Annotated in this window: 18 protein-coding genes, 1 tRNA gene and 1 pseudogene; 2 read left to right on the top strand and 18 right to left on the bottom strand. The window is 43.7% G+C overall.

Going from position 1 to position 22,802, the window contains the following annotated elements; translation table 11 throughout:
- Positions 1-132 precede the first annotated feature (132 nt).
- Positions 133-759, top strand: coding sequence for a hypothetical protein (locus ACG3M1_RS09760; RefSeq protein ID WP_002608572.1), 627 nt, complete (start codon positions 133-135; stop codon positions 757-759).
- 47 nt (positions 760-806) lie between these two features.
- Here the strand turns inward: ACG3M1_RS09760 and ACG3M1_RS09755 are convergent, their stop codons facing one another.
- From ACG3M1_RS09755 to hpf, 16 genes are all read right to left on the bottom strand, one after another.
- A complete protein-coding gene (locus ACG3M1_RS09755) occupies positions 807-1,388 on the bottom strand; it encodes an SdpI family protein (RefSeq protein WP_217793355.1) in 582 nt (193 codons plus the stop codon).
- Positions 1,378-1,668, bottom strand: a complete 291-nt coding sequence (locus ACG3M1_RS09750; RefSeq protein WP_008819468.1) for an autorepressor SdpR family transcription factor — start codon at positions 1,666-1,668, stop codon at positions 1,378-1,380. Before ACG3M1_RS09750 ends, ACG3M1_RS09755 begins: the two co-directional genes overlap by 11 nt.
- Positions 1,669-1,672: 4 nt before the next feature.
- Positions 1,673-1,957 carry a DUF1648 domain-containing protein gene (locus ACG3M1_RS09745; protein ID WP_055200630.1) on the bottom strand — a complete coding sequence of 95 codons (285 nt, stop codon included), beginning with the start codon at positions 1,955-1,957 and terminating at the stop codon, positions 1,673-1,675.
- Between the two features lie 578 nt (positions 1,958-2,535).
- A complete protein-coding gene (locus ACG3M1_RS09740) occupies positions 2,536-2,808 on the bottom strand; it encodes a hypothetical protein (RefSeq protein ID WP_008819471.1) in 273 nt (90 codons plus the stop codon).
- Between the two features lie 278 nt (positions 2,809-3,086).
- Entirely contained in the window at positions 3,087-3,377 is a 291-nt protein-coding gene (locus ACG3M1_RS09735; RefSeq protein ID WP_008819472.1) for a hypothetical protein, read from the bottom strand.
- 171 nt (positions 3,378-3,548) lie between these two features.
- Positions 3,549-4,139 (bottom strand): ribosome biogenesis GTP-binding protein YihA/YsxC, encoded by a 591-nt coding sequence (gene yihA, locus ACG3M1_RS09730; protein WP_009587511.1) that lies wholly within the window; start codon positions 4,137-4,139, stop codon positions 3,549-3,551.
- A 1-nt stretch (position 4,140) separates the two neighbouring features.
- Positions 4,141-6,465 carry an endopeptidase La gene (lon, locus tag ACG3M1_RS09725; protein WP_217793351.1) on the bottom strand — a complete coding sequence of 775 codons (2,325 nt, stop codon included), beginning with the start codon at positions 6,463-6,465 and terminating at the stop codon, positions 4,141-4,143.
- 60 nt (positions 6,466-6,525) lie between these two features.
- Complete coding sequence (tig, locus tag ACG3M1_RS09720; RefSeq protein ID WP_002608564.1) at positions 6,526-7,803, bottom strand: trigger factor; 1,278 nt, start codon at positions 7,801-7,803, stop codon at positions 6,526-6,528.
- Between the two features lie 40 nt (positions 7,804-7,843).
- Complete coding sequence (locus ACG3M1_RS09715) at positions 7,844-8,566, bottom strand: DUF3196 family protein (protein WP_044905203.1); 723 nt, start codon at positions 8,564-8,566, stop codon at positions 7,844-7,846.
- Positions 8,567-8,994: 428 nt separating this feature from the next.
- Positions 8,995-10,578, bottom strand: a complete 1,584-nt coding sequence (locus tag ACG3M1_RS09710) for a sensor domain-containing diguanylate cyclase (protein ID WP_395815361.1) — start codon at positions 10,576-10,578, stop codon at positions 8,995-8,997.
- Between the two features lie 491 nt (positions 10,579-11,069).
- The gene (locus ACG3M1_RS09705) at positions 11,070-12,350 is read right to left on the bottom strand and encodes a GGDEF domain-containing protein (protein ID WP_257324989.1); all 1,281 of its coding nucleotides are present in this window, start codon (positions 12,348-12,350) and stop codon (positions 11,070-11,072) included.
- Between the two features lie 332 nt (positions 12,351-12,682).
- A tRNA-Arg gene (locus ACG3M1_RS09700) sits at positions 12,683-12,759 on the bottom strand.
- 107 nt (positions 12,760-12,866) lie between these two features.
- A complete protein-coding gene (locus ACG3M1_RS09695; protein WP_217792639.1) occupies positions 12,867-14,558 on the bottom strand; it encodes an ABC transporter ATP-binding protein in 1,692 nt (563 codons plus the stop codon).
- Entirely contained in the window at positions 14,551-15,324 is a 774-nt protein-coding gene (locus tag ACG3M1_RS09690; protein WP_242410510.1) for a hypothetical protein, read from the bottom strand. Before ACG3M1_RS09690 ends, ACG3M1_RS09695 begins: the two co-directional genes overlap by 8 nt.
- Complete coding sequence (locus tag ACG3M1_RS09685; RefSeq protein WP_217792761.1) at positions 15,258-15,431, bottom strand: helix-turn-helix transcriptional regulator; 174 nt, start codon at positions 15,429-15,431, stop codon at positions 15,258-15,260. The genes ACG3M1_RS09690 and ACG3M1_RS09685 overlap by 67 nt, the downstream gene beginning before the upstream one ends.
- A 466-nt stretch (positions 15,432-15,897) precedes the next feature.
- Complete coding sequence (gene hpf, locus ACG3M1_RS09680) at positions 15,898-16,434, bottom strand: ribosome hibernation-promoting factor, HPF/YfiA family (RefSeq protein ID WP_002608556.1); 537 nt, start codon at positions 16,432-16,434, stop codon at positions 15,898-15,900.
- A 202-nt stretch (positions 16,435-16,636) separates the two neighbouring features.
- Here hpf and ACG3M1_RS09675 point away from each other — a divergent pair, with 202 nt between their 5' ends.
- The gene (locus ACG3M1_RS09675) at positions 16,637-17,056 is read left to right on the top strand and encodes a DUF1893 domain-containing protein (RefSeq protein WP_002608555.1); all 420 of its coding nucleotides are present in this window, start codon (positions 16,637-16,639) and stop codon (positions 17,054-17,056) included.
- Positions 17,057-17,435: 379 nt separating this feature from the next.
- Here ACG3M1_RS09675 and ACG3M1_RS09670 read toward each other — a convergent pair whose 3' ends face one another.
- Complete coding sequence (locus tag ACG3M1_RS09670) at positions 17,436-21,476, bottom strand: DUF7601 domain-containing protein (protein ID WP_217792762.1); 4,041 nt, start codon at positions 21,474-21,476, stop codon at positions 17,436-17,438.
- A gap of 289 nt (positions 21,477-21,765) precedes the next feature.
- Positions 21,766-22,652, bottom strand: a pseudogene (locus tag ACG3M1_RS09665) (dipeptidase).
- Positions 22,653-22,802 lie beyond the last annotated feature (150 nt).

Here is a 22,802-nt window from a genome sequence, read left to right as displayed (position 1 = left end):
CCTGCTGGTCTGCTCTTTGCCAGGCTGCACTGCTTCCACCAGCCTGACTGCCGTTTTTAAATTCTTGGTCTTTTTCTGTCCACAAGTGACAAAATATGATAGAATGGATTGGAAAGAAATGAGGATGTTAACATGATTACCATTGAAAGAACAAGTGTAATGAATTTTGAAAATGCCATTCGCGGTGCCCGTAATCCGATGAACAGCTGGAATCGCATGGATAGCTTTTATGATGAACAGGGAAACTTCATTATGGGACCAAATGATCTGAATCTGGCACAGCGTCTGGCACGTGCAGGCAGTGATCACCGTAAATTCATCCGTCAGATATTTGTTTCTGTCGATTTTACTGCTCCGCTGTACTGGTGGAAGGAATACGATACATACAAGGTGGCAACCGTGGCCAACTCCACCTCCACCATGCACAAGATTGCCAGTAAGCCCTTTACGCTGGATGATTTTTCCCATGAGCGTATGAATACACAGGCACAGGAGGCGCTGGCACATACCGTTTCCGTCCTGGAGGATCTGCGGAAAGACTATCTGGAAACAAAGGATAAGGAAACCTGGTACAGTATGATTCAGCTGCTGCCGAGCAGCTACCATCAGATGCGTACCTGTACGCTGAATTATGAAACGCTGATGAACATTTATTATGCAAGAAGAAACCACAAGCTGGATGAATGGCATACCGTGTGCGACTGGATCGCATCACTGCCCTATGCGAAAGAGCTGATTCTTGCGGTAGAAGAAAAATAATATAGAAATGACAGAATCCTAAAACAGTTCGCCGACCTGCAAACCGTTTAGATTCTGTCTTTTTTCTGTTTCTGATCATAACGATAGGATAGGAATGCCGGAATCCCGACAAAGCCAAACCCAAAAGCAGTTGCCTGAACACCGGTATGGTGCATTGCAAATCCGCACAGCATGAAAAAAGCTGTCGGAAAGCTCATATAGCCGCAGATGCGATGTGCATACCGCCACGTATTTTCATCTGCCGTCGTCCATGGCAGCCGAAGACCAAGATGACGATTACAGGGAAGCTTTGGTGCAGCGTTTCCATATACCAGTACCAGAAACAGCACCATGGAAAACTGCAGTTTATCTTTTACAGCTTCCTGTAGCTGTCCGCATGCATATAAAGCAGCGATTACCGCCATCATCATAATAAAAAACATGCATACCACAGCCATTTCCTGTACGGTACGGTTCTTCGGATTTGCCTGATCGAGTCCGGTTATCACATCATTCGCAAAATACAGCCGAAGAGCACTGAGGACAGAGAACAGCAGAATTCCCCATTCCGTATAGGGAAGCCATGGTGAGGCACACACGCAGAGCAGAATACCTCTACAGCAAAGCATCATCCAGTGATCATTTTTCATGCTTCTGCGCCTTTCCATGAAAGGACATTCCATCAAACACATCCAGAAAGCGGCAGTACATCTGTTCCACAGCAGATGTGTTGATCGCATAAATTACATACTGTCCCTGTTTTTCACAGGTGATTAGCTCACTGGTCTTCAATATATCCAGATGCTTGGATATGGCCGGCTTTGACATTGTGAATTCTTCAGCAATCTCTCCGGCACTTAGATTTTTTTCACTCAGCAGCTGCAGAATCCGCCGTCTTGTCGGATCTGCCATCGCTTTAAACATATCCATATACTCACCTCATAACCAGCAGCATAATGCCCAGCTGAATGATTGTCAGCAGAATTGCAATCGCAAGTCCTGCAATACGGTTATCCGTGCAATCGGTATACAGAAGAATAACAGCCTCCAGTACAGGAATACACCAAATTGCGAATTCCTTATTCATGGTTCGATTTACCTCACCGCTCAAGCTGAACTGCATCGGAAGCTCATTTGGCAGGCGTGGATACAACAGCAGGGAAGCAAGCAGTAAGCACACCGGAATACCATAAGCACCGTATTTTTTCAAGAACACCATAAGAATTCCTCCTGTTTCTTTATTTAACCAATTAGTTAAATATATAATAATACGATTCCAGTAAACTGTCAATAGCTGGCAGAACAAATCTAAATCGATACAGAGTCCTCACAATTCACGGCAAGTGCATACCTGTAAGATTCGCCTGTTAACAATCAGACTACGATGCAAATGTAAAAGAACGTATCGTATCGCTTTCTGGTTCTTTCTCGATTGTGGGTAAACTTAACATAGGGAGACATCCATACGATTGTAGTTATCAATAGAAGTTGAAGTCTCCCTTATGCATACACCCTAAAGTAAAGAACCTGCTTTCTAACAAATGCGATATTTCTTTTTTCCGAAATACTGTGACAGCAACAAAAGGATGTCCCGAACACATGCAAACACTTACATCCCGCTTCCTGTCTTCGGCTATCAAGTCCATGCAGCATAGCTGCCTGCAAATGTCCCTTACATGGATATACAAATATATTCATATTTTTTAAATACTATCCCTGCAAAAAAGGCGCAAAGCGTGCTGTCACATGCCTTTGCATTTCAAAACATTTCTTGCCCCTGTTAGGCTGTTTTAAAGACTACTTCCAATTTTTTCTATAATCAACAATCAGTTTTATCAGGACTCCCAGCATCAGAACGGAGATACCAAGCATGATCAGACCCTTGAAAAACCCCTCTTTCTTCACAATGATTATGCCTGTCAGAAAGCTGCCCGCAATGATAAAGCCGAAAAACAGCAGCAATACCAAGATCAGCGGTATGCGAATCCAGAGAGAAACTTTCTTGTTTCCTGCAGTATACAACGTTCCTTCCATTACGATTTCCATAATAATTTCAAGTAGCGTTTCCATGGCATCTCCTCCTTCTTCATATTTTTAACGTACATCTGCATGTATCAGGCTTTCCGCTTCCTTGTGATTCTCATATTGCCAATTCCATACTTTTTCATATACAGTTCATAGTTTTCATTCAGATATACCTGAAGTTCTTCAATAGAGACAGCATGTAGGATATCTGTCATTGCAATGATATCGAACAGAGGTATTCCTTTTTCACGCAGCAGCGTTTGCAAATCGTCGATTAAAGAAAATGCAGTGGATTCTATCTCGCAGCTTCCCCCATCTGTTTGCTATACGATGAAATTCAGGGTGATATGATATCGGACTCCATACAGACTGCCGTAAGGTATTCGGGAAATTGGCACATCAATATGATCAATGTCACAATAGGGTATACACAGACTGCTTTCATTTCTATGCTGCTGCAGGAAATGTTCAACCTGTATGCTATCCTGTTCAAAGTAGCAAAGCAGGAGCATACCGGACCTTCTATGAAGGGCAGCATATTCCCCATCCGCATACACATCACAAGGCAGTATGACAGATTTTGCTATCGTCTGTATACATAAGCAGTCCTCCATGGGTCGCTCCTATTTATGGTTAACTTCATTATATGACATTCCCTTTACAGTTACAACTTATTATAGGATTTTGCGCATCTTACGCGAATTTCGATATCCAACGCTTACTTTCCTTTTTTACGCTGTTAAAAAAAGAGCCTCCTCTAGTTAGAGAAGACTCGGTGCTTCTTATCAGGAAGTGAACAGCGGTATGAGATAGCTCCAGATTTCCTCCATTCCCTGCTTTTCAACAGCTGAGAAAGGAAACAGGGGCTCATCCGCATTCAGCTTCAGTGTCTTACGGATGTTTGCGAAATGATGGGCGCGCTTGGTCGGCGGCACCTTATCGCACTTGGTTGCCACAACTGCAACAGGGATTTCATAATAACGGGCAAATTCCAGCATCGTCATATCATCATCCGTCGGCTTATGTCTGGCATCCACAAGAATCACAACACCTTTTTTCTGCGTTCGTTCAGAGAAATAATCCTCCATCATCTGTCCGAATTTGATCAGCTGTGTTTTCGAGATATTCGCATAGCCGTAGCCGGGAACATCTACAAACATATACTTGTCATCCAGATTGAAGAAATTCAGCAGTCTGGTCTTGCCGGGCGTATTCCCGACATAGGCCAGCTTTTTGCGTCCGCACATGGCATTGATGAAGCTGCTTTTGCCGACATTGCTTCGGCCAGCCAGAACAATTTCCGGCAGTGTCGTATCCGGCCATGATTTCTTATCCGGTGCGGAAATGACCAGCTCCGCTTTCTGAAATTGTATCATGCTATTTAACCAGGGCAACATCCAGCACCTGAGACACACGTTCCACAGGTACGAAGTTGACACTTTCCTTTACCGTTGCCGGTACATCATCCAAATCCTTGACATTGGCCTTGGGAATGACGATTGTCGTAATTCCACAACGATGTGCCGCCATGGATTTTTCCTTCAGACCGCCGATTGGCAGGACATTTCCACGCAGTGTGACCTCTCCGGTCATTGCCAGATTGGCTTTGACCGGCGTATCGCTCAAAGAGGATACCAGAGCGGTTGTCAGCGTTACACCGGCGCTTGGTCCATCCTTTGGAACGGCCCCTTCCGGTACGTGGATATGAATATCGTTCTTTTCGAACACCTCCGGCTGGATTTTGTATTTTTTGGCATTGGCGCGTACATAATCATAGGCAATGGTTGCGGATTCCTTCATAACATCCCCTAGCTGACCAGTGATGACCAGTTTTCCCTTACCTTCAAAATGATTGACCTCAACCTGCAGCACATCGCCTCCGAAGGAGGTATATGCCAGGCCGGTAACCGTACCGATCTGATCCTTTGTTTCCCGCTTGCCGTATTCGAATTTCTCATGACCGAGCCATTCCTTCACCAGCTTTTTGGTTACCTTGATACTGCGCTTATTGTCCTTCAGGATTGCCAGCACACTCTTACGGCAGACGGTTGCAATCACACGCTCCAGCTGTCGAACACCGCTTTCTCTTGTATAATATCGAATCAGGAAGCTGATCATTTCATCATCGATTTTCAGCTGCGATGTTTTCAAACCGTTTTCCTTGATCTGCTTCGGCACCAGATGACGCTTGGCAATCTCGATTTTCTCCAGCTCGGTATAGGAGCTGAGCTCGATGATTTCCAGACGGTCACGCAACGCATTTGGTATATTCTCCAGATAATTTGCCGTTGCGATAAAGAGTACCTTGCTTAAGTCATACGGCTCTTCGATATAGTGATCGGAGAACAGAGAATTCTGTTCCGGATCCAATACCTCCAGCATGGCACTTGCAGGGTCACCCTTGTAATCACTTGCCATCTTGTCGATTTCATCAATCAGGAAGACAGGATTCACCGTCCCTGCTTTTTTCATTGCCTGGATAAATCTTCCCGGCATACTTCCCAGATAGGTTCTGCGGTGTCCTCTGATTTCAGATTCATCCTTCACACCACCCAGTGATATTTTCACAAATTTGCGGTCGAGTGCTCTTGCGACGGATTTCGCAAGGGATGTTTTACCGACACCGGGAGGACCAACCAGACAGATGATCGGTGCACGAAGAGAATTCGTCATCTGCTTGACAGCCAGATACTCCAGAATACGCTCCTTGATTTTTTCCAGACCGTAATGATCCGCATCCAGAATCTCACTTGCCAGATTCAGATCCTCGTTATCCCTGGATTCCTGCCACCACGGCAGATCCATCATCCAGTCGATATACGTTTTGATAACACCGGTTTCTCCACTTGCGGCTGGCAGCATTTCATAGCGGGACAGTTCATCTCTGATCTTATCCTTAATGCTGTCAGGGTACGGATTTTCTTCCAGACGCTTGCGAATCGCATCCACATCCTTATCGGTATCCGGCACATCACCAAGCTCTTCCTTGATGGCACGCATCTTCTCCCGCAGGTAGTATTCCTTCTGACTTTCCTCAATTCTTGTTTTTACCTTGTCATTGATTTTATTCTCAATCTGTGATAATTCCTTTTCACTCTCGATTTCCTGAAGAATCAGGTACAGACGCTCATTCACACCTAGTGTTTCCAGCAGCTCCTGTCGCTTTTCAAGCGTAAAAGGAAACAGCTGTGCTATCTGATCAGAAAGCACAGGTGCGGAAACGCCCTTTGCCAGTTCATTGATCATTTCTTTCGGAATGGTCTGGGAAACCGCCTCGATTTCCTCAAACTGCTTGGCGATTTTTCTTACCAGAGCAACCTCTTCCATCGGATCCTGCGCAATATCGGTTTTGACTTCCGCCGTTACACTCATCAGTGTATCATCGTTGATGATCGTATGCAGCTCCACACGCTGCATACCTCTGAACTTCACACGCAGATAACCATCCATTCTGCGGATATGCTTGATCTGACAAAGAGTACCATAGGAATATACGTCATTCACATCAGGCTCTTCCAGTGCCAGATCCCGCTGTGCTACCAGAATGACCTGACTTTCGTATTTTTCCTGTGCTTCTTCTACTGCACGCGTAGACTTTTCTCTACCGACATCGATGATGACTTCCTGATTCGGAAACACTACAACACCGCGCGTACAGACCAAAGGAAGCTGTACAATTGGATTTGCATCGTTTTCATTCATGATTCCTACACTCCTTTCCATAGGCAAAAAAGACGCGCTCCAGCGTCTTTTGCAGCATGATTACTTGCCCGTTGCTTCTTTGACAAGCTCTAATGCTTTGCGGATACGTAAATCATACGACACCGCATCGTTGGAAATCAACTGTTTTACCTGCTCAACCGGCATTTGATACATATTGGCGATATTTTCCAGCTCATTGTTGACATCCTCTTCACTTATTTCAATCTTTTCTTCCGCTGCAATAGCTTCCAGAACTAAACGCACTTTTACTTTATTGAAGGCATCCTTGCCCATTTCCTCACGAATCATTTCATCTGTCTGCCCAGTTACCTGCTTGAACTGCTCCAGACCGAATCCCTGAGACTGCAGACGCTGTTCGAAATCACGCACAAGGCTGTCTGTTTCCTCTTCGATCATAACCTGTGGAATTTCCACCTCGGCATTTTCTGTAACGGCTGTCAGAATTTCATTTTCAAATTTCTGCTCCGCCTGGTTTTTCTTGCTTTCTTCAAGGTTTTTACGGGAATATTCCTTGAATGCTTCCAGTGTTTCCACATTCTCGATTTCTGCCTGTTTTACCAGTTCATCATCTGCTTCCGGAAGTACCTTGGATTTGATTTCGTGAACAGTCACCTTAAAGACAACCGGCTGACCTGCAAGCTCCTCTGCCTGATAATCTTCCGGGAAGGTTACATTGATATCCTTTGTTTCTTCAATTCCCATGCCCAGAACCTGTTCTTCAAAGCCCGGAATAAAGCTTCCGCTTCCAATTACGAGCGGGTATGCTTCTCCCTTACCGCCTTCGAATGCAACACCTTCCTTGAAGCCTTCAAAGTCAATCACAGCAGTATCTCCGTTTTCAACCTTGCCTTCTTCTTTCACTACGAGATCCGCAAAACGCTCCTGCAGACGTGTGATTTCCTCTTCAACATCCGCATCGCTTACTTCAACAGCTTCCTTTGTGATATCCAGGCCCTTGTATGCTCCCAGCTTCACCTCCGGCTTTACTGTTACGTTGAATTTGAATGTTACCTTATCCTCATCGATGCTTTCGATATCCAGTGCCGGACGGGAAATCACCCACAAATCATGTTCCTTGATTCCTGCACTTAATGCATCTCCTGCAACCTCATCGATTGCTTCCATCAATATATTCTGAGAGCTGATTTGCTTTCTTACCAGTTTCTCAGGAGCCTGACCCGGACGGAATCCCGGCAGATTTACTTTCTTTGCCAGTTTTCTGAATGCTTTTTTCTGAGCATCCTTCCAGGTATCACCTTCGACAGTCGCTGTTAATTCACCTGTTGATTTTTCTTTTAATTCCCATGTTGAACTCATTGTTCATACCTCCTACGTATCAATCTCTTCGCACACAGCATTACATTTCATGCTTCCTTAATAATAATTCATAACCCCTGTATTGTGCAAGACCTTTTTCTTCCTCAAAGAGCATCCATGCCTTATGTTCCTCATAGGCATGAAACACATAGGCAGTCACAGCAGCAGCCAGCGGCAGTGCCTCATCCTCTTCAATATTGAAGGGCAGACGCAGATACGCCTCCTTCACCAAAGTTTCCACACACATCATCGTAAATGTCGGATTGTCGTTTTCAAACCAGTCCTTCAGATAATTCACCGCTTCCAGTGCCCCCTCGCTTTCCATAGGCGCATCCAGACTGCACGGAGAGAAGGTAACCTCAAGACCGTCGATATCCACACTGACCTCATCGGTAATGTTTTGTTCCATCATGGCTTCGATCATCAGAGAACGAACCAGATAGTGCGGGTTTTGAGACAGATAGTCCGCCACAGCATCCATGTGATTACGAATATTACTTTTTTTCAGCTGTTCAATCGCAAGAAACGCTTCCTCCAGAGAACCTTTCAGCAGAGTTTCAATGTCCTCTTCCCGAACTGCGGTATCTTTCCATTTACACTCACTGCGACACTGGTTATAGTATGCGATCAATGGTTCCTCATATTCCCTTGGAATATACGGCATGGAGAGTTCCTCATCCAGAATGGCATATGCTTCGGCAAACTGCGCATCCTTCATCAGAGTTTCCACCTTTTTTAGAATATCCTCATAATAAGTATCCATGGTTTCTCCTTTACGACTAAACATACACTAATATAGCATAATCGCTCGTTTTTATCAATTATAAAGTAGCTTCTGAACCCATTTTCGTAACATTTCTCTACAGTTTCACATAATCCTGACAAAATCTTCGAAAACACTCATTCGTTTCGCACGTTCGCATAACATCGATAGCACACCTTGCTGTGTGAGCATATACAGCTTGATTCCGCCTGCCGTCCCTGAGCAGTCATGAAGCCTCGTCTTGATTCCCGCTGTATCCGTATCAGCGCACACATTCCAGGAAACATGCGGAAGCAGCCGGGATGTTTTTTACGATTAACCCCAAAAGCAAGTGAGCGTCCACGGCAATTTACCTTCTGAAAACAGATGCCTTTCCTATATATTATATAAGTGACGGTCTAAGCTTCTTTTTCCATATGAAAGCCACCTCAGCGGATGGCTTTTTTCAAATATCGCGTATTGCTTGCGGCCCGTTCATACAGCTGACATTTTGACCTGCCCTGCTGCTTCGCCTTATACAATGCCGTATCACTCTCTCGGATCAAATCATCAATACGCATTACGGGATCTGTAGTATACGAAATTCCGACACTGGCCGACAGATTCATATAATAAGCATTCCTCTCAAAGTGCTTCTGCAGTTCATGAATGAGCCGGTTCCCCTGCCGCAGCAGCTCCTGCGCACTCATGCTTGCTGTCATGGATACCAGAAATTCATCACCGCCCAGACGTGCAATCAGATCCTTTGGAAACATTTTCTTCAGCACCTCTGCACTGATACGCAGCGCTTCATCACCTACCTGATGTCCATAGGTATCATTCACCGTTTTAAAATAATCCAGATCCACATACAATATGGATATCTGCTTAAATTTCCGTAAATCGGCATAATACTCATAAAAATATCTGCGGTTGTATAGACCAGTCAGATAATCGGTGTTGGAATTACTGCTCAACTGCTGTTCAAGAAGGTATTCCTCCGTCATATCACGATAGATACACAAATCCCCGACACGACTTTTGAATATATCATAAATTGTTTCATTGCTGATTTCCAAAATTCTGCGATTCCCCTCAAATGTCAGAATCGCCTTTCCATTCGACTCCTTTTTCAGCTGTTTGCCTTCCCTCAGCAGGGACGAAAACCAGTCATCATATGCTACATCGAGGATGGAAGCTCTGGATACAGCAAAAAATTCAGTAAATTTATCATTGACATTAAGCACAGTCCCCGCCTGATCTCGAATGAGGATGGCAAATGGCATACTGTTTAACAGGATTTCCAGCTCGGTACTCATATTTTCCAAATCGGTGATATCATGCCCGATGCCAACACTGCCAATAATCCTGTTCTGTTTATCAAATAATGGCGATTTATAGGTGCGAAACTGCCGCAGTCCATGCGGGCTTTTCACCAGCTCGTTGAATTGACAGGTTTTCTTTTCCCGTCGTACGATATCCTCTGTCTCGGCACAGTCATCAACATCCACATCCCACACTGCACAGTGATTCTTTCCCTCAATCTCCATTCTGCTTTTTCCCACCGTATGACAGAAAGCGCTGTTTACCTTGACATGAGAGCCTTCCTCATCCTTAAACCAAACCAGATCCGGCATACTGTCAATGAGGGTATTGAGATATGTATCCAGCAGCCATGCACGCTCCTTCTGCCGATAGCACTCATATAGACAACGGATACGCTTTTCAAGATATGCCATAGACAGCGGACGGCAAATCACCTCATCTGCAACGTCCCAGCAATCCGCACAGGAAGCAGCATCAGCATCACAGATATACAGCAGATAGGCATCCTCCCTCATTCGGCTGCGAATCGGCTGCAGACTGGACAGAGAAAGCTCACAAAGAATGATGTCACTGCTATTCCAGGCACCATGTACACCGGATGTTTGAATATGGCAATGCATAAGATCACGGGCAATACCCTGTTCCAGACAGGCCTGTATATCAGAGGTGGTCGTTAAAACAGTTACAGCTACATGTTCATGATACATGGTCCTCTTCCTTTCCATCTGCAATTTTACGGATTCATATTTAACGGCGATTATTGTTATATCTTTATTATATTCTTTTCATGGAAACAAATCCACAAATAAAAAAAACGTTCCTACTTATTATGAAAAGAAATTTTTACCTTTGCTTATACAAGATGTAGCTTTTCTAAGGATGTATCGCATTTACATACAGTTTAAAATCATTTCAATGGTATGGGAATAGATACATGTTATGTCTACTCTTAATAGAAACGTATCGTTTTTCTGTTATAAATGTACAGACCTTGAGACAGAAGAAAAAAACAGAAGCAGCTATCAAATGTGAGCGTCTCTGCTTCTGTATCTGACATATCAGAAAATTTCCCCTTACAGGAGTATATTCCATTCCTGTAAAATGTACTTATACTTATATCCTTTATATTGAGCAAACGTCGCTATCGCTTTAAATTTTTTATTTATAACACTAACGCTCTGCTTCCTTTTCCATTGGTTTACTGTACGTTCCCTGTAACTGCATCTGCATGTTTACACCGCTGTCGACGCAGCTTTTTATGCTGATACAGCTGTTCATCTGCCTGCCTGATCAGAACTGTCATATCCACTGGCTCCTGTGAGCTGAACGCATAACCAAAGGACAGGGTCAAAATCTGTGCTGTCCTTGAGCCCTTATGGGGAATCTTTTGTTCACGGATATCATGCGTAAGTGCCGCCATCGTTTTCCGTACGGATTCCTCTGACTGCCCGATGAAAATAGCAGAAAACTCATCCCCTCCATACCGATAAAACTGAATCTCCCCCTTTTTTTCATACTGCTTCATGCAGCGGCCGATTTTTACCAATGCCTGATCCCCCATCTGATGTCCGTAAATATCGTTATATTCCTTAAAATAATCAATATCCAGCATCGCCACTGCCACAATTTTCTCTTTTTGTAAATCAGTAGCTGTAATATCCTCATTAAAGCAGCGACGATTATAGATATTGGTTAAATCATCGATATTCATGAGCCGTTCTAGCTGCTCATTTTCTTTTTCCAGGGATACCTGTCGTTCCTTCGTACGGTAAAGCTCCAAAGCCGCGGTAAGCCCACTGCTGTTATCCTCCATATCGGTATCCTCAATCGTAAGGATAATGGTATAGAACTCGCGATATGCCTGCAGCAGCTCTTCCATAACAGCCTGCACAGATACAGCTTCATGAAGACGCAGATACATCAGCTTACAGAAAAGATACAAAAGATTCATCGATTCCTCAAAGCTCTGCCGGTCCAGATCTTCAAAGCGGGAAAAGTAAGCACATAATGCTGCAGCGTCCTTTAATCTATACTCACAGTTGCACAGATTTGATAACACGATAGCTTTGGAATAGGCGCTGTTTTTTTCCATAGACTGCAGGAGCTCATAGCATTTTTTATAATAATGAATTGCTTCTGTATAATTGCGTTTTAATTCAAAGCATGTCGCAATATTGTTATATGCGCTTAACATCAGGGTCAGATTCTGACATTTTTCAGCTGCTTCCATTGATTTCAGATATGCCTCCAGGGCTTTGATTTCTTCATAATTCGAATTATAATACATTCCATAGAAATTGTATATTCTGGCTAGAAGCTCAGTGTATTCCGTGCTTTCACACAGCTTTCTTGCACGCTCCAGATAACGGATGCAATCTTTATTTTTCTTTGAGGCCAGATAAAAATCGCTGATAAAGGTATAGGCAAAGGCCAGTGCATAAACGTCATTGGACAGCTTTGCCTTTTCTGATAATATCATACACAGCTCATATTCCCGCTTCAAATCGATAAGGCGTACATGCATGATCTCAGCTTGTATATCTTCCAGACTCCACAGCTTTCATAATTTTTATCCATAGAAATCCTCTCCCATCGGCTATGCTTCTATTATAAATGCTTTTTATAATTTTACACGCTGTTTTCATATTTTCGAAAAACTTGATGCTGTCAGAAACAGATTTTATTGGGGCATCTACAGGCGCGAACGCTTTCCTAGCAGGATAAATGCCTCCTGCAAGGGGCACTTTGTGTACACTGTTACAATAAATAAAGGCTTTCCTTAACATGAAAGGAAAGCCCTGTATTTTCGAATGGCGTCCACAGCAGGATTCGAACCTGCGACCGCACGCTTAGAAGGCGTGTGCTCTATCCAGCTGAGCTATGTAGACATCTCAACGCCTAATAATAATAGCAAATTTTCTTTCGGATTTCAACTATTTTTTGCTTTTTTATGTAAAACGCACGAAAGAACTTCTATAAGAGATCCTTTTTCATATCAGACACTTAGACGATACAGGGAATAGAAGCATCCCTTTCTTGTATACAGCTCCTCAAATGTTCCTGCTTCCTCAATTCGTCCATCCTTCATAACGAGAATCTCATCGTATTGCTTCAGAATATCGGCATGCAGCTTATGGGTAACCACGATTGCGGTTACATCGTCAAGGTGCAGGATTGACTCCTCTACATAACGGGCGGTTGCAGTATCCAGTGCCGCCGTTGCTTCATCCATCATAAGGATTTGTGCATTGCGAATGAAACCGCGTGCTATACTGATGCGCTGCTTTTCCCCACCGGATAGTAGACAGCCGTTCTCTCCGCACAGATACTCGGCACCCTTTTCACGTACAAATGTATCCAGACCACTGCGCTTTAGGGCATGTTCACAGACTGCCGGAGGAAAGCTTTGAAACATTGTGATATTATCCAGCAGTGTTGCATTGAATACAAAAACATTCTGCTCCACCATGGATACCAGACGATAGAGACTTTCTCTGCTTAATGCATTGAGCTCTACTTCATCCAGAAAAATTCTTCCCTCATAGCCTCGATCATATCCCAGCAACAGCTGCAGCAGAGTGGATTTCCCGCTTCCGCTCGCTCCAACAACAGCATATCGCTTTCCCTTTTCAAAACGAATGTTGATATCAGACAAAACCTTTTTCCCTTCCTCATATGAGAAACTCACATGCTCCAGTGCTACAGCCTGCCGAAACTTTGTTACTGTTTTCTCAGGAAGCGATTCCTCCTTCACATGCAAAACAGCTTCCCCTTTTTCCATGAGGGCGGCACTGGCCTTTCTTTTTGAGTACAGTGCAGGGAGCTTTTCAATCGGCAGTGTAATATAATTCAGCAGCTGGACGAATGCAATCACCGTCCCTGCAGTAATTCTGCCTTGGATACACAACCAGGCACCTAGACCGAAAACGACCAGATTCACTAGAAACCCAGATATCTGCGACAGCAGCATCAGTATGGAAATCAGATCCCTGCGACGTTTTTTGGATTTCTCCAGCGCTGTATTTTCCTGCTCAAAAGCATCGAGCACTACAGCTTCCGCCTGAAAGCTTTTGATTACCGTAAAACCACTGAACAAATCCTTCAGCAGAGCAATGAAGTCCGCATGGTGCTTCGATGTACAACACTCTGCTCTTTGCAAAGCGCCGGAAAAGAATACAGATACCAGCAGCGGCACCATACTTGCCAGAATCACACAGATTGTTAGATAGCTGTCCAGATACAGCATAGAGCCAAGACCTGCAGCAAGCATCATCCCATACGTGCAGATTTCAAAAATCGCCTCGAGATTATTTTTTTCGATCACCGTCGCATCATTGCACAATGCGGACATGCATTGTGCAACTGCTTCCTTTTGAAAGGACGAAATACTACGCTGCAGCAGCCCTTTAAAAAGTATATGCTTGTACTGACGCATTCCACGACAGATAAAGCGGTTGGTAAATATAAAGCTGATGACATCCACAAGCACCATTGCAAGCAAAAGCAGAACAAACATTTTGAGCATACGGTAAAGAGCATCCATGGAACCGCTGATTGATATATCAACAAATTCACGCAGTAAAAAGGCAACCCCTACAGCAATCCCTGCATTGCCAATCGAGCCCAGCAAGGCAAGGATAAAATTCAGCCGATTCTTTTTGTATACCGCAGATTTGATGCTATTCATGAGACACCTCCCCATTCAATATAGGCAGCTCACGATCCATGGCGAAGTATCCGTATAATATACCTGACTGTATGTAGGCGGCCATAAACAGCAGCATGGGCAGAAAGCCCGGCTTTTCACTGAGTACATAAATCGGCTCCAAGCCCTTTTCCTTCTCAAGCTGAATTTCATGAACAATCTGCCGTTTTTTTAAATCTTGTAAAATCTGTGCGGCATCGGCTTCTTCAATGCTCAGCTTTTTCGCAAGCCCTTTTACCTGAAAGCCTCTTCCCTGCGGACATTTTGATAGCTGATACAGCATCGCAAAGCAATGCGGTTTATTCAAAAAGGCCAGAAGCTCCTCGAATTCCTCCTGTGCGGGAAGTGCATGTAAAAAACCACAGGACGGCTGCGGTACATATAAAAAATAATGAAATTCCTCATTCAGACGCATGCAGGAATATACATCATCATGCAAAACCTGATACAGCAGGGGGTCTGCGCCCTCCTGCATCATAAAGTTTTCCTGATTGGGAAGTGCCTCATGATGCGGAATCTTACCGATTGCATTTTCCATCATATAGCAGATTTCAAACGCAAGCTCCAGCTGCTTGCTTCGCTTTAGCCCCTTCAGCTTCTGAAAGACAAGATCACTTAGTCTTTCCGGCTCCTGTTTTCCTCTTCCAAACAAATAATCAACTGAAACATTGAAATAATCTGTCAGCCGCGGTAACAGCATGGCATCCGGTGTTCCAACGCATTCCCGCTCTGCGCGCCTTTGGTGCATTTGGATACTGCCTGTGTCGATACCTGCATAGCCTTGGCCAGCTCCTCCTGTGTAATTCCTCTTTGCTTTCGCAGTGTCTGAATTCTGCCTCCAAGCGTCATCTCCATATGATCACAACCTTTCTACATTCCCATTATAAATAAAATGCCAGTTGATAACAATGGATAGAAAGTGGATGAAATCAACCCGAAGTTGCAAAAGAGTTAACATTATCACAAACTGTCAAAGCCGGCTTACATCTTAATTTTATATTTTTGTTGCGTATCATAGCTTATCAATCGATTTATGCAGAGCTCACATCTACCCTATCCGCTGTACATAATATGTGTTACACACTTTCTCTATCGTGTAATTGTCTCTTTCTTAAAGCTGTAGGTAGCGGTTCCTCCCATGAATACCGCAGACCAGTGATAATGATAACACCATCAGCATCTCACTCGCTGATCCGGTACGTTTACAATTGAAAGCCTCATCGTGTGAAATGCATTGTGATACAACAGTGAATTATGTGTATAATCTCCTTCAGCATAGAAACAGGCGATGCGCCGGTAGCACATCGCCTTTTGATTTCTATTATTCTGTTTCAATCAATCCGTAACCGCCGTCATGACGCTTATAGACAACCGCAATTTCCTTGGTTTCATCATCACGGTAAATGAAGAAGCTGTGGTTCAGCATTTCCATACGCATGATTGCCTCATCCAGCTCCATGGTATCCGGAACCAGTGATTTTGTACGAACCAGTTCATTATCGGTATCGTCAAATTCTTCCTCAATTTCCTCTTCTTCAATGAACGCATATGCCAGTTTCTCTTTATTTTTTCTTGTCAGTCTTGTTTTCTGACGACGAATCTGATCCTCTAATTTATCAATCGCCAAATCGATAGCTGCATATAAATCGTCCTGTACAACCTCTGCACGCAATACTGCAAATTTTGTAGGGATCGTAACCTCGATTTTCTGTTTATTCGGATACACCCGCACCACCACATTAGCGACTACGTTTTCATCAATTATGAAATACTTTTCGAGATGGTTTAATTTCTTCTCGATTTTTTCAGCAATCGCTGGAGTTACTGTAATGTTTTTTCCGTAGATCTGGACTTTCATATAAAATCCCTCCTTGTTTGTATACCTTTATTATACGCAAAAAAATTAGATTTAACAGGCTTTCATTTTCCATGGATTTGTGATAGACTAGTATTGTAAGGGCGATGATGCATATCGTCTTTTTTCATACAGTTTCATTTTCACGATTTTATTGAAAAAGCAAGGAAAATGACCTGTTTTTTTACAACAAAAGGAGAAAATCATGGATGAACTCATTAGAATTCTGAAAGCGGAGGAGCTTACCTGTGTCGTATTGCAGAAGCAGCGGCTGTACAAGGAACATGCGAACGGCATCCTTCCCATCCTGCATTTGCTGGATCAGGGACATCTGCAGGGTGCCCAGCTGGTTGACAAAGTTATTGGCAAAGCAGCAGCGCTGTTAATGGTCCGCGGAGATGTACATCAGGTACATGCCTGTGTCATTTCCACGCATGCTCTGGAAATTTTCCAGCTGTACAACATACCAGTAACCTATGACGAACAGGTTCCCTATATCATCAACCGTACCAAAACCGGTATGTGTCCGATGGAAGCGTGTGTTATGGATGTGAATGATCCGGCAGCTGCGCAGCGATTGCTTAATGCAAAGGTGAAAAGCATGAAAGCAGAGCAGCACGTATAATATTCAAACAGGAAGGAAAGGGAGATATCGCATCCGTTGATTTACATCAACAGAAGAATCTCCCTTTTTTTTATATTTCCGTAAAGATTACATCATCAGACATATACTCTGTTTTCCTTTATAAGAGAGGTGTCTGCTGCTTCATTGAAGCAGGAAACGCTGAATAACCATATCCATTTCATTCCCGAAGCTACTGCAATCGCTCGTTTCAGATGCATGAATCTAAATTATATCATTTTGCAGCAGTCATATGCAGATTGCTGCGTCGTTCCTCTGTGGAAATCATCAATCTAAATACTATAACAGCGTTGATTGATTCCGTATCATAGTTTCCTCTTTTTTGATGCTGGTGATAGTTCGTGTGGTTGCAGGATATAATCTAGCTTTTTTTCCGCATCCCATACAGTTTGATGATTCCCAGCAAGGCAAAAGATACAGAAGCAGTCAAAAGCCATAATGTCATATGCGTGCTGTCATAGGTTTCAGCTGTCGCCTTTTTCTTTTCATGCTTTACTGCTCCTTTGTTCTTATCCCCTGTTTGCTGCTCCTTTGTCTTTACCGGCTCTTTCTCAGGAAGTGTTTCCTTCTCTTCTGTATCCAATGTTGCATCTTTCTGTGATTCATCCGGTGCAATCGGTTGTTGTGGTGTTTCCTCCTGTGATGTCGTATTTGAAAACAGCGGTGTATCTGATTCGTAGGATTTCCCGTCCTTTTCCCATACAACACTCTCCACTGTAAGAAGACCATCCTTCTCAATGACGGTGATGATAACGGTGTACAAGCCCTCATCGTATCGAATCGTATCCACAGCATTGGTCATCTGTGTAATTTGATAGGTGTAAACACCCGGACTGCTGAATTTCAATTCCTTTAATTTAATCACACCGCCATCATTTTTCACTGTCTGCAGCACTACCCCCATCTCATCCTTCAGCTGAAACCGGAACTGCCCGTTCTGCGGCTTTTGTCCATCTAATGAAATATGTACATTCATCTGATAATATACAGGCGATAACACCTTGTTTCGAATATTGGTAAAGACCGCTTCCTGCAGCACGTCTGCTTTGATCGTTCCTTTATCATTCTGTTTTTCAATCTGATACCCCAATTCCTGATATTCCTGTTCCTCAATCGTATAATCTGTATCCTTTGGCAGATTCACCAGCTGTATACTCTGCCCTCCGCATAAGGTAAATTCCGCTTTACCATCCGTAAAGACAAGCGTGCCGTCTTTTTTTCCTCCCTCTCCAAGATAGGCTACTTCCTTGTTTAGCTTACCTGCCTGAATTCTGAATTTGAATTCCAAATCAGAATCAGTATCATTTCCTTTCAGCTCCTTGCGTATCTTTAAATCACCGCTCGTTCCCTCCTGTGTATTGACCAGGGTTAGCGTGTTTTTACTTCCATTGATCTTTGTAAGAACGGATACATCTTCCTTTATGACCTCAATCTGATAAACAACCGGTGACAGCAGGTAATTATCAGGTGCTTTTGTCTCTTTCATATAATAGCTTCCAATCGGCAGACCCCGGATTGTCAAAACACCACTCACCGGGGTGACTCCCTTTCGAATGACAGCATCATTTTCCTTACTGAATACGGTAAATTCCGCTCCTTCCAAAGGAATATTTTTCTCATTGACCTTGGTGATTTCCAGCCAGCCGCTGCGCTGCATTGTAGATTGGGCATCTGAGCGATAAACCTGGTCATTCACGGTAACTCCGGATTCTTCTGTATGACCGGAAGCAAGGATAGCGTGATTGGATAGCGTACTTTGATAATCCCCTGTTATATCGGTCAGATAAATCAGCTGATAGACTTTCTGTTCATCAGGGATTGTAAAATACAAGGTTCTGTTTACAGGATTATATCGTATGTATTTTGCTGTATCCTTCAGTGGTTTCCCTGCCTTCAGGGTACCGTCTGCTTCCATATCCAGCTCTTGTATGGCTATGTTTTGTTCATCCATATCCAGAGCTCCATCAGATTTCATCCGCAGCTCGATTCCCTCAGACAAGGTATCCTGAATAAGCGCATTCCCATATTTCTGCATATAGGGATTGTAGGTGATTTTCCATTGCAGAATTCCATTGTCAGGTCGCTGCTTTGTTTTGGATATTGTGGTGCTTTTTATCTGTATGCTTTGCTTTACATGCTTTTCCGCAGTCATATGCTCTGCGGTCAGGGAAGCAGCATTCTCAAGACTAATCTTTTGATTCTTATCGAAATATCCCTTTGCCGTCTGCTCATTCGGTCCTGCCTTCAACAGGATCACATATGGCTTCTGCAATGAGGAAAAGGTGAATGCAGCTTCTCCTGCTTTCGTGAAATCACTGGTAATATAATCCGGTTCAACAAGTGTTTTCGCCGTAACCTTTCCGTTCGCGGATACCCCTTCATATATCAAAAACTTTTTATCCGCTATGATATTCTGAAACTCCCATCCCTTCGGAAGGATATCCTTCACGGTAACATCTCCCAGTTGTTCGCCGTCGACAGTTGTTACATCATTGGTCATATCCTTCAAATCGCTTGCATTGACCTGAAGGCGGAAAACAGCAGAGCCATCTTTATAATTATACAGCTTATCAGCAGCTGAGACCTGTTTATTAACATTGTCAGCATTCGTCAAATCCTTTGCACCATCCACAGCCAGCCCGTTAACATCTGTCCCTGTGACGACCAGAACATCCGCAATCACCGTACCATTCTTTTTGATATGATGAAGTGTAGGAACAGCAGCACTGTCAGCTTCCGTAGCAAAGGAATCCTTTACATACCGCTGATTACAGCTGGGAGTCAAGCTCTTTACAACCTCTTTGCTTACTGTCGTTAAGTCTGCTCCAGTATTGTCTGTGATTTCATAAGCATCATCCCAGGTAAAGGATGCATCATACACAAGCAGCTCCAGCACACGTAAATCATCATTCACATCGGACTGCTCCACGTTCACATTCCAGGTCGCCGTATGTGCAGACGCATCATAGGCTCCTTTCGTCTTGGTGATTGGATTGAATCCGATGCTGCTGTAGACAGAATTGCTGCCAACTCCTGTATTCCCTTCCCAGCTGAGTGTTGCTTTATTATTTACCGATACCACGGTATGCTCTATTTCCGATTTATCCTTGAGCTGTGCCGTGATTGTCAGTCGAACCTTGGCATTTATAGTACCAATTTCATATTTTCCATCCGCCGGTTCATTGGAAAAAGAAGCAGATCCTGCGTCCCAGGAGGTTCCATTATATATTTCCAAAGCTGCAGACTGCCAGTTCAATTTACTATCCAGCTTGTCCGTAATGACTGCATTCGTTAACGATGCAGCAGGCTGATTTGCTGTAATCGTCCATGATATCGTTCCATCCTTATGGTTAATTCCATTCAATTCCTTTTTTATCCAGGTTCCATCATAGTTCACACTGGCACTGGATGTACTGACCTGCTCCTTATCCTTTAGGATGACAGCGGTATTTCTTATCGTTTTTTCGCTGTTTGCATAATAAATTGCATCCGGGATTTCCGTTTTGAAAAACACATAGCAAATCCCTTTTGCCGATTCCGGAAATGTGTGCTGCAGCAGTGAAGCTTCATAGGAAACCTCTCTTTCTACAGCATCACTGCCATCCTCTGCCGTTCCGATTTTAAAGGATCTGTCCACATAGCTTCCAACGCTTTTCAGATTATCCTGAAATACATAGCCGCCAAAATCTGCAGCTGCTCCTGCCTGTTGCGCATCTATTTTGACCTTCCAGCTGACAAACTTTCCTTCAACAGCTCCGCTTTTTTCCATAGTCATAATAACAGGCGGTTCCGGCACCTTTACAGAAAAGCTTTTTCCCAAAATGGTTACAGCATGTTCTCCAGGCTTGGCGCCATCTCCTGTACCGTTATATTCCAGAGTTGTTGAGAATTTACAATTGACATTTGACCAGGCGCCTCCCCCGGCTATGGGCTGTCCATCAAACACCTCATCATCACCGTCAAAAACGATATGGGCATATACTTTATTCGCATCCGTGTCTGTAACAATGCGAAGCGATCCGATTTTAACTTCTCTGCTGCCGCCGTTTTCCTCAACCTTTCTTGTCAGAGCAAAGCTTGGAGAAGCTGTATCTGCCAGCTTATACTTCGTTGCAAGCTCAATTACAGCAGTATCTCCTTTTCTTACATAAGAATCCTCTTCTGTCAATCCGTCTCCTAAAACGGGCACCTTAAAATTAACAGATACAGATACCGGATCGGTATCTGTCAACATGCTGTTTTCCACAACATCCTTATGATTTTGTTCAATATACGCTTCCTTAACTGTCAGTAAAGCACTGACATCCCTGCTGTTTTCCGCATGCAGCGGCATATCTGTCATTTGAAACAAAAGTGTAAATACTACGAAAAATGCCATCAGACGTTTCATACCTCTAACCATAACCATCATCCTCCTGAAATCCCTTATCCCGCCATTTTCACGATTTCCATCATTCCCTTTGCATAATGTTAAACGGCATTCCAACCGCAAATACAATATTTTACAAAAGTCGTGTTTATTATACTTTTTCTCTTATATAAAAACAAGTACCATTACGAGCAAGCATGGTATTTATCGTGTTATTCTTATGTGATGCAAACCTTGCATACAATGAGAAACAAAGGACTTCAAGCAGTTAAAAGGATAAAAAAAAGCGCTCAGGGGCGCCCAAAACTTTTTTTAACTTTCTTTACAAAACCTCTTTCAGCTTACGCAGAGCATTCTCACTGGCAATCAATCTTACCTCTTCCTCACTGAAATTCCGGGTCAGCATTCCCTCAATCAAACGCTGGCTCTTTGAACAATCCTCCAGATTTTTTGTATGCAGCTCCTCACAGCCCTCATAGAAATCCATATAATCAAGCCCCAGTGCCAGTGCTTCGATTCCTGCCAGCTGCTTTATATAGTGCATATGAGCAACCAGATGAGGGATATCGCGTTTTTCAGGACGCTCATGGACAAACGCCGGTGCACTGTTCATACCGATGATTCCCCCCGCTTTGCGATAGCGATAATCTGATCGTCCCAAAGATTCCGTGGATGATCACACAACGCTCTCGCATTGGAATGCGTGGCGATAACGCGTGCTGAGGGATGTGCCATAATATCCCAGAAGGTTCGCTCATTGGCATGGGATACATCCACCAGCATATTGCAGTCAATCATTGCCTGCAGTGCCTCTTTCCCAAGCGGATGAAGGCCATGCTCCGGATTCCCCTTTACGCCGGTTGCCAGCAGATTTTCCTCGTTCCAGCAAAAGGAGGCAATGCGTACACCCTGCGCATACAGCCACTCGATTTTTTCTCTGGCATGCTCCTTGATACCGCACATTCCCTCCACAGTCAGTATTGCCTTGATATGTCCGTTTTCAATTAAATCCTCACCACAAAGCACCAAATCGATCATCTCGCAATGCTCGATTTCCTTTTTCAGGGACAAAACCATATCCTGCATATAGTCCCACGTTTCACTTCCCTCAAAAAAGGATGCCATACCGATATAAGAAACCTCACCCTCTAAAAACTTCTGCAGATGAAAGCGGTTCAGTATATCTGTTTCCGTGTGCTTCTTCTGCATGACATCGTATCCGATGTCCGCATGCAAATCAAACAGCTTCATAGTACATTCTCCTCTCTTCCTTCAGTATATGCACAATCTTTGACAGCTCTCCTATAGAAAAGAGCATGTCGTATGTATAGCACCATGGACATGCCCCTTACCAGCAAT

It is taken from the genome of Clostridium sp. 10cd* (assembly GCF_044336395.1).
Classification (GTDB): Bacteria; Bacillota_I; Bacilli_A; order Erysipelotrichales; family Erysipelotrichaceae; genus Clostridium_AQ; species Clostridium_AQ innocuum.
This window is presented reverse-complemented; position numbering and strand designations above follow the sequence as displayed.

Coding starts and splice junctions, on each gene's coding strand:
- ACG3M1_RS09735 (WP_008819472.1), bottom strand. CDS start 3,377: ATGGAGGACTGCTTATGTATACAGACGATAGCAAAATCTGTCATACTG.
- ACG3M1_RS09710 (WP_395815361.1), bottom strand. CDS start 10,578: ATGTATCATGAACATGTAGCTGTAACTGTTTTAACGACCACCTCTGAT.
- ACG3M1_RS09685 (WP_217792761.1), bottom strand. CDS start 15,431: ATGGAGATGACGCTTGGAGGCAGAATTCAGACACTGCGAAAGCAAAGA.
- ACG3M1_RS09670 (WP_217792762.1), bottom strand. CDS start 21,476: ATGGTTAGAGGTATGAAACGTCTGATGGCATTTTTCGTAGTATTTACA.
- lon (WP_217793351.1), bottom strand. CDS start 6,465: ATGAATGAAAACGATGCAAATCCAATTGTACAGCTTCCTTTGGTCTGT.
- tig (WP_002608564.1), bottom strand. CDS start 7,803: ATGAGTTCAACATGGGAATTAAAAGAAAAATCAACAGGTGAATTAACA.
- ACG3M1_RS09755 (WP_217793355.1), bottom strand. CDS start 1,388: ATGAAAAATGATCACTGGATGATGCTTTGCTGTAGAGGTATTCTGCTC.
- ACG3M1_RS09690 (WP_242410510.1), bottom strand. CDS start 15,324: ATGCACCAAAGGCGCGCAGAGCGGGAATGCGTTGGAACACCGGATGCC.
- ACG3M1_RS09675 (WP_002608555.1), top strand. CDS start 16,637: ATGGATGAACTCATTAGAATTCTGAAAGCGGAGGAGCTTACCTGTGTC.
- ACG3M1_RS09745 (WP_055200630.1), bottom strand. CDS start 1,957: ATGGTGTTCTTGAAAAAATACGGTGCTTATGGTATTCCGGTGTGCTTA.
- hpf (WP_002608556.1), bottom strand. CDS start 16,434: ATGAAAGTCCAGATCTACGGAAAAAACATTACAGTAACTCCAGCGATT.
- ACG3M1_RS09705 (WP_257324989.1), bottom strand. CDS start 12,350: ATGATATTATCAGAAAAGGCAAAGCTGTCCAATGACGTTTATGCACTG.
- ACG3M1_RS09740 (WP_008819471.1), bottom strand. CDS start 2,808: ATGGAAACGCTACTTGAAATTATTATGGAAATCGTAATGGAAGGAACG.
- yihA (WP_009587511.1), bottom strand. CDS start 4,139: ATGATACAATTTCAGAAAGCGGAGCTGGTCATTTCCGCACCGGATAAG.
- ACG3M1_RS09760 (WP_002608572.1), top strand. CDS start 133: ATGATTACCATTGAAAGAACAAGTGTAATGAATTTTGAAAATGCCATT.
- ACG3M1_RS09750 (WP_008819468.1), bottom strand. CDS start 1,668: ATGGATATGTTTAAAGCGATGGCAGATCCGACAAGACGGCGGATTCTG.
- ACG3M1_RS09695 (WP_217792639.1), bottom strand. CDS start 14,558: ATGAATAGCATCAAATCTGCGGTATACAAAAAGAATCGGCTGAATTTT.
- ACG3M1_RS09715 (WP_044905203.1), bottom strand. CDS start 8,566: ATGGATACTTATTATGAGGATATTCTAAAAAAGGTGGAAACTCTGATG.